8 protein-coding genes are annotated in these 13,067 nt (G+C 53.4%); all 8 read left to right on the top strand.

Going from position 1 to position 13,067, the window contains the following annotated elements:
• Nucleotides 1-92 precede the first annotated feature (92 nt).
• Nucleotides 93-1,694 carry an alpha-L-fucosidase gene (locus SCARR_RS02990; protein ID WP_136060034.1) on the top strand — a complete coding sequence of 534 codons (1,602 nt, stop codon included), beginning with the start codon at nt 93-95 and terminating at the stop codon, nt 1,692-1,694.
• A gap of 2 nt (nt 1,695-1,696) precedes the next feature.
• A complete protein-coding gene (locus SCARR_RS02985; protein ID WP_136060033.1) occupies nt 1,697-3,325 on the top strand; it encodes a sulfatase family protein in 1,629 nt (542 codons plus the stop codon).
• Between the two features lie 304 nt (nt 3,326-3,629).
• A complete protein-coding gene (locus SCARR_RS02980) occupies nt 3,630-4,187 on the top strand; it encodes a sigma-70 family RNA polymerase sigma factor (RefSeq protein ID WP_168432941.1) in 558 nt (185 codons plus the stop codon).
• A complete protein-coding gene (locus tag SCARR_RS02975; RefSeq protein ID WP_136060031.1) occupies nt 4,184-5,755 on the top strand; it encodes a LamG-like jellyroll fold domain-containing protein in 1,572 nt (523 codons plus the stop codon). The genes SCARR_RS02980 and SCARR_RS02975 overlap by 4 nt, the downstream gene beginning before the upstream one ends.
• A gap of 161 nt (nt 5,756-5,916) precedes the next feature.
• A complete protein-coding gene (locus tag SCARR_RS02970; protein WP_136060030.1) occupies nt 5,917-8,364 on the top strand; it encodes an HzsA-related protein in 2,448 nt (815 codons plus the stop codon).
• On the top strand, nt 8,361-9,827 hold the full coding sequence (locus tag SCARR_RS02965) for a sulfatase-like hydrolase/transferase (RefSeq protein WP_136060029.1): 1,467 nt from the start codon (nt 8,361-8,363) through the stop codon (nt 9,825-9,827). Before SCARR_RS02970 ends, SCARR_RS02965 begins: the two co-directional genes overlap by 4 nt.
• A gap of 59 nt (nt 9,828-9,886) precedes the next feature.
• A complete protein-coding gene (locus SCARR_RS02960) occupies nt 9,887-11,545 on the top strand; it encodes a sulfatase family protein (RefSeq protein ID WP_222846157.1) in 1,659 nt (552 codons plus the stop codon).
• On the top strand, nt 11,542-13,065 hold the full coding sequence (locus SCARR_RS02955; RefSeq protein WP_136060027.1) for a sulfatase-like hydrolase/transferase: 1,524 nt from the start codon (nt 11,542-11,544) through the stop codon (nt 13,063-13,065). The genes SCARR_RS02960 and SCARR_RS02955 overlap by 4 nt, the downstream gene beginning before the upstream one ends.
• The last annotated feature ends 2 nt before the right edge of the window (nt 13,066-13,067 follow it).

Genomic DNA, 13,067 nt, shown 5'->3' with positions numbered 1-13,067 from the left:
TTCCAAACATCGGAACCCTTTGGGTTGTGAGTTTCCACCTTCGAGAATTACGGCGGGATAAAGTGGCGATCAGAAATTTTAAAAAGGAGAACATGATGCATATTCAAACTAAATTATTGCTATCGATCCTGTCGCTGACGGTTTGCGTCGGTGCTGCACAGGCCGTTGACAAATATGAGGCCACGCAGGAATCCATCATGCAGCATGAGATCCCTGATTGGGCCTTGGATGCCAAGTTCGGGATCTACGCCCATTGGGGCCCGTATTCGGAGATTGGTGTGTGGGAGGAAAACCAGACCTATCCGGATGTCGGCAATTATTACATTGTCGGTTACCGGGGGATGTACGACGAATCACCGGACGAACCGCGCCGCAAAGCGTTTGAAGCGCACTACGGGCCGATGAGTGAAGGACATGGCTATCTGGATTTGTGCCGTGACTTCAAGGTGGAGAAGTTTGACCCGGCATCGTGGGCCGACTTAGTAGCCGAATCGGGTGCAAAATATGCAGGAATGGCTGTGGTGCATCATGATGGCTATCTGCTTTGGGACAGTGAGGTGACGCCCTATTGCGCAGGCAAGCTCGGAGCCAAGAGAGACATCGTGGGAGAGCTCTTCACCGAGTTTGAAAAACGCGATATCAAGACGCTCGCAACCTTTCACCATGCCCGTACCAAAGGATTTTGGAACGGTTATTATAATCGCTGTAAAAAGTTTGATTCCCTGCATGGTGCAGACCTGACCTTGCCGGAGAATCAAAAATATTTATGGTGGCTCGGGCAGGATACATTTGCTGAACGCCGACTGGCGATTACCACGGAGTTTATCAATAAGTATCAGCCGGATACCCTTTGGTTTGATGGGGGCGGTGCAAAGGATACCCCTTGGGAAATCCTGTCGACCTATTTCAATATGGGCCTGGAGGCCAATAAAGGCGTGGTGGTTCATAATAAATGGGCGCAGTTCGGCGAGGGCCTTGGTATTTACGGATATGAGCGCGGCCGAGATCGTCCTGAGGATCTTGCCTGGCCTTTCGAGGATGACATCACATCCAGTATCGGCCCCAACTGGTCGTGGTGGCACGGTATCCGGTACAAGACGCCGGAGCACATCATCCGTCGTTTAACGCACGTGACTGCTCAAGGCGGTGGTTTGCTGCTGTCGCTGAATGTTCGTCCAGACGGCTCCTTCGACCCGGAACTCGTTGCCCAGCTTAAAGGCACCGGTGCCTGGCTGAAGCAGAATGGTGAAGCGATTCACGGAACCCGCCCCTGGAAAATTCATGGGGAAGGCCACATGACGAATAAGGAAAACTTTACGTATTGGACAAAGCAGCGCTGGGACATCGGGCACCCGGTTGAAAAAAGTAAAAGCATGGGGCCGAACGTAGATAAATTTGACCATACCGATATTCGGTTCACCACCGGCTCCTCCGACACGCTCTATGCGATCCAGATGAAAATTCCTGATTACCACGGCAAGACCTACATCAAGACGCTGCGCAATGAAACGCAAGTGGGATCCAAGAACACCATCAAGTCGATCGAGCTGCTGGGCCATGGTCCTGTGAAATTCGAGCGGTCGGATGAAGAATTGACGATCTGGCATCCCGCCAAGCTGCCGAATCAGGTTGCATTGGCTTTTAAGATAACAGTCGATGGCGAACTCGAACGTCAGCTGCCTACGGGGCGATAAATATGAAGATTAAAAGTACCTTGTTTGTTGTTGGGGCTGCTGCCTGCATTTGTTGCGCAAAAGCCGCTCCTGTATCAAAACCGAATATCGTGATCATCTACACGGATGATCAAGGCTACGGAGACATGAGTCTGTTGAATCCGGAGTCCAAATTCCAGACGCCGAATATGGACCGTCTGGCGAAGGAAGGAATTAACTTTACCCACGGACACTCCGGCGGAACCGCCTGCACGCCGTCGCGCTACGCGTTGCTGACGGGCCGTTATTCATGGCGTACAAAACTGAAAACCGGGGTTGGCAACGCGAATGAAGAGAGTCTGATTGCGGAAGACCGCCTTACCTTACCTCAAATGCTGAAAGATGAGGGATACAACACAGCCTGCATCGGAAAGTGGCACCTCGGGATGATCCTGCCTGGATCGTTCCGGAACTATGACTGGTCAAAGCCGATTCTTGAGGGGCCGGTCGATCGCGGGTTCGATTATTGGTTCGGCATCCCCACCTCGCCGAAAACCATCTGCGCTTGGTTTGAAAACCGCGGATTGGCTCCGGGAGCTGCCGAGCCGACGCTGTTGACCTATCATAAATTAAACGGCGACCTGGGGCCGCGTTGGCGCATCAATCAACCCTTTTACGAAGATCTGGATGATCAGCCGAAGGAAACCATTCAGACGACCCGTTTTAAGAATGAAGCGGCGCCGGATTGGGAGGACTCGGAATGCCTGAACCGTTTTACGGACAAAGCGATTGAGTGGATGCAGGGCAAAGAAGCGGACGTGAAAAACGGCAAACCGTTTTTTGTTTATTATGCCCTCACTTCGCCGCACGAGCCGGTGGCTCCAACCGAACCGTTTATCGGGAAAAGCGGTTGTTCCGGCTATGGCGACTTTTGTATCGAGACGGATCACCATGTTGGGCGGATTCTGGATTATCTGGATGAATCCGGTCTGGCCGAAAACACGCTGGTCCTTTTCTCCAGCGACAACGGTCCGGAGCACACCTGGAAAGAACGTATTCCGGAGTTTGGCCACGACAGCAGCGGTGTTTTGCGGGATGGAAAACGCTCGCACTACGAAGGCGGACATCGCGTTCCCTTCGCCATTCGCTGGCCCGCAAAAATTCAGGCCGGCCGCGTTTGGGATAAACCGGTTCAACAGCCTGACTTTATGGCCACCGTCGCGGAAATCATTGGGACGAAGCTACCGGAAAACACGGCTGAGGACAGCCAGAGTATCGCCGATATACTGTTTAACGCGGAGTCGAGCTTCGAGCACCTCCCGTTGATTGCCTACAACAACCGGGGCGGGCAATGTGCGATCACCGATGGCAAATGGAAGCTGGTGCTGCCCGGACAGAAAAAGGGCGAACTGTATGATCTCGATGCGGATATCGGGGAAAAGAACAATCTGATCAGCAAATATCCTGAAGTTGCTGAAGCCCTTCAGGCGAAAACAACCGACATTGTATGCAACGGACGCACAACGCCCGGGCCGAAGGCATCGAACGACACCGGTTGGTGGAAGTCCATCGCCTGGATGTCGCCGGAAGAATACAAAGCCAACCATCCGGAAGGGGAGCCGCTCATTTCTCAGACCAAAGGCAAAAAAGACAAATCCAAAAAGAAAAAATGATGAGGGCTGCGCCGGGGCAGTTTGTCTGCTTGGCCGAAGTAAAGAGTCGGCATTGGCAGTATGGCGGTCCTGAGGGTGTGATTTTAACGGAAGAGGCAAACGTGCATGCCGGTTCAGCCGTACGGCATTCGGACTCCTGCGTGAACACTCATTTCCTTGGGAAATAAACGAGCAGGTCGGGCTGTGGCTCAGCCTGCTCGCTGAATTGAAAAAAGAGCGATAATTGATCAACGTCTGGTTGAAGAGGCAACTTTTTTATATTTCGGCGGGCAATTTTCGGCGGCTCATGGAGTATCCTGATAGTATGACCGATCAGAAACATTCAAATTCAGACCAAGAGGCGTTCGTTCAGCTGTTTACGCAGTACGAACGGAACGTGCGTGCCTATGTGGCTTCGCTGCTGCCGAACTGGGAGGGCGTAGACGAGGTGATGCAGGCATCGAGTCTGGTCATGTGGCGTAAATTCGACCAGTTTGACGCCAACCGGCCGGACTCCAGTTTTTTGAGCTGGGCATTTATTATTGCCCGCTACGAGGTGTTGAAATACCGACGCAAACGGGCAACGGACCGGCTGGTTTTCAGCGAGGATGTCTTTGAACTGTTGGCGACCGAGAGCGAGAAGATCTGCTCCGGTCAGTCGGCGCGGGAAGAAGCGCTCCGCCGGTGCGTGAAGAAATTGGAACCCGTCCAGCAGGAATTGGTCAATACGGTCTATTCGGAGGGGGTTTCGATCAAAGCCGCCGCGACGCTTGCCGGGCGCACGCCGACCGGTGTTTACAAAGCACTGGCCCGGGTCCGGAAGAATCTCCAGCGTTGTGTCCGTTTAACGGTATCCGAAGAACATTTGAGGGAACTGGCATGAACGAGCGGCATATTCAATTAGTGAACGGCTATTGCTCGGAGAATCTGAGTGACGAGGAATTTGCGGAGCTGGAGCAAGCATTGCGCGCGAGCCCGGAATTGCGGCGTCTGCTGCTGGAATACCGCAGTCTGGAGAGCGGATTGCGCGCAAATGCTTCGATGGCGAATTCCCCTTCTTTGGCGGCTTCGGCGAATTGCAAACAGATCAAGGTGGTTCGTCGCATGCGGCGTGAGCTGCTGGCCATGGCCGCGATGATTGTGGCTTTGCTGTCAGGATTTGCTTACGTGTGGCTGAACCCATCTGCTGCTCCGCTAGAAGAGGCCCGCGATCATGGCGTCGCGGTGTTGACCCGTGCGTTGGATGCGCAGTGGGGGACGACGGATGTTCACGCCGGCGATTCGCTGCCGCCGGGGCGTCTGACGCTCAACGTGGGTTTGGCCGAAATCGAGTTTTACAGCGGCGCATCCGTGATTCTGGAAGGTCCTGTCGATCTGGAGATCGTATCTGAAAATGCGGGGATTCTGCACCGAGGTAAGCTGCGCGCTGATGTGCCGACGCATGCTCATGGATTTACGATCGCCAGTGCAGACGTCAAGCTGGTCGATCTGGGGACTTCGTTTGGTATGGATGTCGGATCCGGCGAGGGAACCCATGTTCAGGTTTTCGATGGCAAAGTCGAAGTGTACGAGCCCGAAGCGAATACTGCGGAACGGTTCGGGTTGGAAATCAACAAGGGCGAGAGCCGATTGGTCGAGAGCGGGGCTGAATTTTCCGTCGTTAAATCCGAGAGCGAGGCTTTTTTGAGCCCACAGGAATTTGATCAGCGGATACAGAGCCGCTTGGATGCGGGACTGGAAAACTGGGCTAAAATGAAGGGCCGATTGATTGATGATCCCCGTTTGGTGGCGCTGTATGATTTTGAGCGGAATCCCGTTCAGCCTCGGCGGTTGCTCAATCTTTCAGAGCATCAGGTTCCTGAGTTGGATGGAAGTGTTATCGGCGCAAAATGGAGTGAAGGACGCTGGGCAGGCAATGGTGCCCTGGATTTTAAAGGGCCGGGGGACCGGGTTCGTATCCGGGTTTCGGAAACCTATGAGTCCGTGACGCTGGCGACATGGGTCCGGGTGGATGGCTTTGATAACTATTTCAATTCACTGCTGCTTAGCGAAGGCCGCAAACGGCTCGGCGGGGTGCATTGGCAGCTTTTGAACGATGGGCAGATTCAGTTCGCGGTTCAGGGATTGCCTAATCTTATGCGAAAGGCTTCTAAAGTGAAATTTGAAATGCAACCTGCCGATTTCGGGCGATGGATGCATCTGGCCGCAGTTTATGATGGAGAACAGAGCCGGGTTCGGCATTACCGCAATGGTGAATTAATTGCTGAAGTTGTCCTGGAGCAATGTGTCCCGATTGCCATCGGGAATGCACAAATCGGTAATTGGAACACACAAGGCGAGGGTTCAAAACGTATCCGCAGCTTTAACGGACGTTTCGATGATTTTGTCATTCTGGGAGCCGCCTTGAGTGAATCTGAAATCAGAGAGCTCTTCCAAAACAGCCGGCTGTGATCGATGGGTGATTCGGGGCACGGTCTCGCTGAAGTTTTCTTTTTTTAGGCGGGCAATTTCTGCGGTCTGTTGGAGTACCTCTTTAATGACACGTTTTCGTCATGCTCCGCGGTGCGGGGCAGGCTGAGTCGCGTCGGAATAGTAAAACATTGAGGGGCTGCATGAAAACGAAGCTTAAAAGGATGTTTACTCCTGCGAATGGTTGGATTGCGGCCATTCTGTTTATCGCGGGATCGGCTTATGGAGCGAAGTCCACAACCGCGCTCATACCGGATCCCGATGCTGTGCCGTTAACGGACGCGTTTAATCCTGCAGCTGCGAAGCAGCTGCTGAGTCAAGGGATTCGTGAAGTCGTATTTATCAAGCGGCATACGTTTGATTCGAATCACTACTATACGGAATATCTCAACAGTAAATGGAAGCCGGGTGGAAACCTTTGCGTTCTTAATCTGGAAACGGGGAATGTTCGAGAAGTGGTGCCCGAGCTGAGCGGCGGTGTGTTCAACCGGTTTGATGTGTCGTTTGATGCGAAGAAGATTGTTTTCGACTACAAGAAAAGCAAGGAGGCGGGGTACCGGATTTATGAAGTAAACGTGGATGGAACCGGCCTGCGGCAGATAACGTTCCCTGCGGTAGAAGAGGCTGGCTATGCAGAGAAATACAACGGGGTGACATCTCACTTAACAACGGATGATCTGCATCCGTGCTATCTGCCCGATGGCGGGTTCGCCTTTGTTTCAACCCGCATCAAAAGTGGCGTGTTGTGTGATCAACCGGATAGGTTTACCACGAAGGTGCTGTATCGAATGAATGCAGACGGTTCCGGCATCCGTCCGCTGAGCAACAGCGTGGTCAGCGAAGCCTGCCCAACCCTGATGCCGGACGGGCGCATTTTATACCACCGCTGGGAATATAATGATAAATCGCAGGTTAAGGCCAAGTGCCTCTGGGCCGTGCGTCCTGATGGAACCGGTTCGGTTGAAATCTACGGAAATACACTGACGGTTCCCAACACACTGATTTATGGACGTACCATTCCGGGGGCGCCGCACAAAATGGTTGCATTGGCCTGCACTCATTGTTGTCCTAACAACGCCCTTGGATCGATTGTCGTCATCGACAGCTCCAAGGATATTCGCTCCCTGGAACCTCTCACGTATATTACAAAGGATATTGGTGCCCGAACGCATAATGGTTTCGATTTTCTGGTGGATGGGGAATGGATGATCAGTGAGCGGACGGGACGTCCCGGGCGACTGTTTAAAGATCCGTACCCGATTTCTGAAGAGCTGTTTATTGTATCGCACAAACCCAAGGGCTATGAGTGGAGCCACCCGAACGCATTTGATTTGGTCCTGCTCAATGAGAAGGGGGAAGGTACGCCGCTTTATCAGACCAAGGATATTTCCTGCTGGCATCCTTATCCTCTGATTCCCCGCGAAAAACCGCCGGTTTTGAGTTCTTCGCTCAACAGCCAGCTTGCGAAAGAAAATAAAGCGGTCTGTATTGTGACCGATGTGTATGTCGGACTCGAAGGTGTAGCGCGTGGCACGGTCAAACATCTGCGCATTCTTGAGCAGGTGCCGAGGCCTTGGGCCGCTCATACGCTCTGGCATGGAGATGCCGGAAATGGTTCGAATACCATTATCGGACACGGGCGTCTCGGGGTGAAGGTACAGTATGGAGTTGTGCCGGTTGAAGAGGATGGATCCGCCTGTTTTGAAGTCCCGGCCGGGCGCAATATTCATTTCCAGGCATTGGATGAAAACTACATGATGGTGCAGACCGAGCGCACCTATGTGAACTATATGCCCGGCGAAACCAGAAGCTGCCTCGGTTGTCATGAAACTCAAAATACGGTTCCGCAGGCAGGTTCCGGCTTCACTTCTCCTCTGGCCCTGCGGCGCGCCCCGTCAAAACCTCAGGCCCAGCCCGGTGATGCATCTGCTCAGAAGGTGATTGATTATATGACGCAGATTCAACCGATCCTCGACCAGCACTGTGTTTCGTGCCATGGCGCAGACAGTCCGAAGAATGGGATGAGTTTGACGGCTGAACCAACCCCATTATACACGGTTTCCTACGAATCATTGATGGGCGGTCCGATGGACGAAGAGAACGCCCGCGCCGGGGAGCGGTTAAGCGTCAGCGAGGTGTATAAGACGTACGGTGTTGAATACCGAGGATCCTATTACTCCGGGTCGCATACCAGCGTATTGGTGCCGATCCTGAGCGGCGGGAAAATCATGCCGCTGAATACCGCGGAAGACGCCGCGCGGATCAAGAAGCTGGCCGATGTTCATAAAGGGGTGGCGTTGAGTCAGGGCGAGTTTGTGACCTTTGTGAACTGGCTCGATACGTTCGGCCAGTTTTATCCCTCCTACTGGGGATTAAAGAATGCCGATTTTAAAGGGCTGTTCGGATACCGCCCGGAAATCAGCTTCGAAGAGGCCATCGGTTTAGAGATCCCTGAAAAGCTGGTGGAACTCTACCAAAACCCGCCGCCGTCAGAACACCTGAATCCCAAAAACAAGAGCAAGAAAAGTACCGGCAGCAGCGACGGAGACGCACCAAAGTCGAAAAAGAAAAACAGGAAGAAAAAATCATGAAAACAGGGTGGTCGAAAAAGTTTGTAGTCCCGCCTTTAGGCGGTTTGTCCGCAGAGCCGTTCCTTTGTAGCCGCCTGAAGGCGGGACTACATACCTTTGCGTGCATTATACTGACGATGAGTTGTGCTGTTGCCGAAAAACCCAATGTCGTGGTCATTATGGTCGATGACCTGGGAGCGGAAACGCTGGGCTGTTACGGCAGCACCAGTTTCTCAACGCCCAATCTGGACCGTTTGGCCAGTCAGGGAGCTCGTTTCGAAAATGCCTATGGAACGCCTTCATGTTCGCCGAGCCGGGCGATGATTGTGAGCGGTTTGTATTCCAACCGCTCTGGAATTCTGGAGCGGTTGGGTGCCGGGACGCCAAACTGCCTTCCGGGACATATTCCCACCTTCGGCGATCTCTTTCAGGAGAACGGCTACAAAACGGGAATTACGGGCAAGTGGCATATAGGGGACTTTGACCGTTACCCTGAGCATCCTCAGTCGCATGGGTTTGCAGAATCATTCATGTGGGCCAAATATTATAAGGGCGTCGACTACAGCAACTACTTTAATCCCGGTGTGATCGACCATGGAGAGCTGCAAGTCCGTAAGGGCGAATACGGGCCGAATCTCTTCTGCGATTATATTTTGAATTTTATCGAGCAGAATAAAGAGGGGCCCTTCCTCGCGTACTATCCGATGGTGCTGGTTCATAAAAACTTTCATAACCCACCGGAGAAAGAGGGTGTGAAGCATTTCTTTCCGGAGTCTGCAGGTGACGATAATAAAAAGTACGCCCTGATGGTCTCCTATATGGATATGCTGGTGGGCCGGATTCTCGATAAACTGGATGCGCTGGGGCTGACCGACAATACACTCGTTATTTTTACCGCCGACAATGGATCTCCCAATGCTATTCTCAGTCAGCTCGGCGACCTGACCGTCCGGGGCGGCAAGCTGAGTCTGATCGAGTCCGGTTATCGCATTCCGTTTATCGCCCGTTGGCCCAGGAAAATCCCTGTCGGCACTCGCGATCAGTTCATGACCCTGGCGGATGTCTTTCCAACGCTGGCCGGGTTGACCGGTCTGTCCATGACGGCAGACGTCAATGGGATGGATCTCTCGCACAACTTTTTCGGGAAACCCGGTGAAGATCGTGACTATGTGTATATCGCCTGGGAGGGCGGATTCTATTTTGTCCGCGATAAGCGCTTCCGTCTGCATGAGGATGGCAAACTGTACGATATTCCCGTTTCGAGCAATGGAAGCCGATACAGCGAAAAACTTTCTTCCATCACCGAGCATCCGGAAGAGGCGCAGCGCCTTCAGGCGAAGCTGGATGAATTCAAGAAGATTCAGAAGACTGACGAGTCCTACACGATCATTCCGTTTAAGGGCTACAAAAAGTGGCGTGCGGCGAACAATCCGGAACATCAGGCGAAAACTAAGAAAACTAAGAAAAATAAGGTTAAAAAATGACAAATGTTCGGGGGATAAGGTTTGTAGTCCCGCCTTTAGGCGGATTGGTGTATCGGTCCTTGCGTAGAAGCCGCCTAAAGGCGGGACTACGTACCTTTTCAATCCTGCTCTTCGCTCTGTTCGGGGCACATGCAGGACAGGAAAAACCCAATATTCTCTTTGTGATGGCCGATGATCATACCTCGCAGGCGGTCGGCGCGTATGGCGGTCGTTTGGCGGCATTGAATCCGTGCCCGACGGTCGACTCGCTCGCTGCAGAAGGAATGGTGATGGAAAACGCATTCTGCCAGAACTCCATCTGCACACCGAGCCGCGCGTCCATTTTGACCGGCCAGAGCAGCGCCGTGAACGGCTGTATCGATCTGGGCGGAAAACTGCCCGCCGAGCGGCAGTATCTAGCGCATGAGATGAAAAAGGCCGGGTATGAAACCGCGGTGGTCGGCAAATGGCATTTGCACACCAATCCGGACGCCTTTGATTATTATAAGGTGCTCATCGGTCACGGCGGAGGACAGGGGCTTTATTTTGATCCGGAGTTTGGCGAATCGATCGCGAAAGGCGAAAAAAAGGTGAAGATGTCAGGGCACTCTTCGGATTGCATTGCGGATTCCGCGCTGACCTGGTTTAAGGAGAAGCGCGATCCGAACAAACCGTTTTTTCTGAAGCTTCACTTCAAAGCCCCCCACGGCATGTTTGAGTATGCGCCGCGTTACGAAAGCTATCTGGCGGATGTGACCATTCCCGAGCCCGCGAATATGCGCGACCGAAAGAATCATGGTTCGCTCGGCACTTTAGGCGAAAAGGGTGAGTTGGCATCAGTCATCGGCGCCTCGATTGGACGCCGGCATAAACGAAAAAATTATACGGATGCCGATGGCCGCGGCGCATGGCAGAAATCACTCGATCAGTCCAAAAGCGATGAAGAGATCATGGGCGATGCGTATCAGTATTATCTGAAAGCCTACTTGCGCTGCGTCAAAGGGGTGGATGACAACCTCAAGCGCGTGATTGATTATTTAAAAGCAGAAGGGCTCTACGAAAACACCGTCATCATTTACACGGGAGACCAGGGCTTTTATCTGGGAGAACATGACTATCAGGACAAGCGCTGGCCCTATGAGGAATCGATGCGTATGCCGTTCATTGTCCGTTATCCGAAGTCCGTAAAAGTCGGCCGCTCCGATGCGATTGTTGAAAACATCGACTATGCCCCGACGATGCTGGACTTTGCCGGCGTTGAGACCCCGGAGTACATGCATGGAAAAAGTTTCCGCAGCATCTTGGAAACGGGTCAGGAGCCGGCCAGCTGGAAACAGGCCGCGTATTATCACTATTGGATGCATATGAAGCAGCTGATGGTGCCCGGCTGCATCGCGATCCGCACCAAGGAATATAAGCTGATCCAATACTACGGGTGCCTGCCAGACGAATCAGAAGCGCAGACCCCTCCTGCGTGGGAACTCTATGATCTGCGAAATGATCCGACCGAAGACAACAACGTCTACGATAATCCAGAATACGCTTCGGTTATCGAAAAGTTGAAAGCCGCTTTGAAAACACGGCGCGCCGAACTGGGCGAGGATGATCCGAAGTTTGCTTGCAACAAAGTCATCGACGAGTTTTGGGACTACGGCCCGGAGGAGCATGCGCGTGCGGTTGAGATCTCCAACAGTTTCGGCAAAAAGAAAGGCAAGAAGGCGGAAAGGAAGAGGCCATGAGACATCTGTTCACAGCCGCCGTATTGACCTGCTTGGTCTTTACGAGCTACGCAACGCAACGTCCTAACATCCTCATCCTCTACGCCGACGATCTGGGATACGGGGATTTGTCGTGCCAAAATCCGGACTCGAAAATCCCAACACCGCATCTGGATAAGCTGGCAGCGGAAGGGATGCGTTTCACGGACGGGCATTCGTCGTCGGGACTTTGTACGCCCAGCCGTTACGGGTTGCTGACGGGCCGCTATCACTGGCGTAAGTTTAATGACATTGCACGTGAATTTGGTTCATCCAAGTTTGATGCGGCTCGTCTGACCCTGCCGGAAATGCTGCAGGCGTCCGGCTACCGTACGGCGGCGATTGGAAAGTGGCATCTGGGCATGGGCTGGGATGCGATTGCCAATGACGGCGTTGCGACCGTAAAGGCGTTGGGGAAAAACGCGAAAACGCCGGTTGCATACGATTGGTCGAAACCGATTCCCGACGGGCCGACAGCGCACGGATTCGATACCTATTTCGGCGAGGACGTCATCAACTTCCCGCCCTACACATGGATTGAAAACGACCGGGTGACGAAGGCGCCGAACCTGATGTATGACAATCGCGAGCTCCAGCGGGCGGCCAAACTGAAGGCGGGGGACCATTCCGTGGCCGGGCCGATGGTGGAAGGCTGGAATCCATATGATGTGCTGCCGACGGTCACACAGAAAGCGCTGGAGTTTATTCAGCAGCAGGAGAACGCGGAACAACCGTTCTTCCTCTATATGGCATTCGGCGCACCGCATAACCCGATTGTGCCCAATGACGAGTTTGACGGGAAATCACAGGCGGGGCCGTACGGCGATTTTGTTTATGAAACGGATCATTGCATTGGGCGGATTCTAACCGCACTCGATGCGGCGGGGCTGGCGGACAATACGCTGGTAGTATTTACGGCGGACAACGGGGCGGAACGGTATGCCTTTGCGCGTGATAAAGCACATGATCACTGGTCATCCAATCCGTTCCGCGGAGTGAAGCGTGATATCTATGAAGGAGGACACCACGTGCCGTTCATCGTTCGCTGGCCGGGGGTGACCCCGGCGGGAAAGGTGTCGGACGCGCTGGTTTCCCAGGTCGACCTGATGGCCGCCTTTGCGGCGATGACCGGATTTGACCTTCCGTCCGATCAGGCCGAGGATTCGTACAATGTTCTGCCGCTGTTCAAAGGCGAAGAGACCGCGATCCGTTCGGCGACGGTACATAACACCGCCGACGATCAGTTCGCCATGCGCCAGGGCGACTGGGTGCTGGTCAATGTGATTGACGCCCCAAGGAAGAGCGACGCTCCTTCGGCCTGGGCGCAAAAGCATGGCTATGCCAGCCCGAAAAGTATCCAGGGCGAGCTCTACAATCTGAAAACCGACCCCGGCCAGCGTCATAATGTTTCCGCAGAACATCCGGAAAAAGTAAAGACGCTTACTGCACTGCTGAAGAAGATTCGCGAACAGGGGTTCAGCGCGCCGCGCCTGATGAAGTAACA

This window comes from Pontiella sulfatireligans (assembly GCF_900890705.1).
Lineage (GTDB): Bacteria > Verrucomicrobiota > Kiritimatiellia > Kiritimatiellales > Pontiellaceae > Pontiella > Pontiella sulfatireligans.
This window is presented reverse-complemented; position numbering and strand designations above follow the sequence as displayed.

What these genes read in the sequence shown, in the direction of transcription:
- SCARR_RS02990 (WP_136060034.1), top strand. Translation starts at nt 93, where the DNA reads ATGATGCATATTCAAACTAAATTATTGCTATCGATCCTGTCGCTGACG.
- SCARR_RS02985 (WP_136060033.1), top strand. Translation starts at nt 1,697, where the DNA reads ATGAAGATTAAAAGTACCTTGTTTGTTGTTGGGGCTGCTGCCTGCATT.
- SCARR_RS02980 (WP_168432941.1), top strand. Translation starts at nt 3,630, where the DNA reads ATGACCGATCAGAAACATTCAAATTCAGACCAAGAGGCGTTCGTTCAG.
- SCARR_RS02975 (WP_136060031.1), top strand. Translation starts at nt 4,184, where the DNA reads ATGAACGAGCGGCATATTCAATTAGTGAACGGCTATTGCTCGGAGAAT.
- SCARR_RS02970 (WP_136060030.1), top strand. Translation starts at nt 5,917, where the DNA reads ATGAAAACGAAGCTTAAAAGGATGTTTACTCCTGCGAATGGTTGGATT.
- SCARR_RS02965 (WP_136060029.1), top strand. Translation starts at nt 8,361, where the DNA reads ATGAAAACAGGGTGGTCGAAAAAGTTTGTAGTCCCGCCTTTAGGCGGT.
- SCARR_RS02955 (WP_136060027.1), top strand. Translation starts at nt 11,542, where the DNA reads ATGAGACATCTGTTCACAGCCGCCGTATTGACCTGCTTGGTCTTTACG.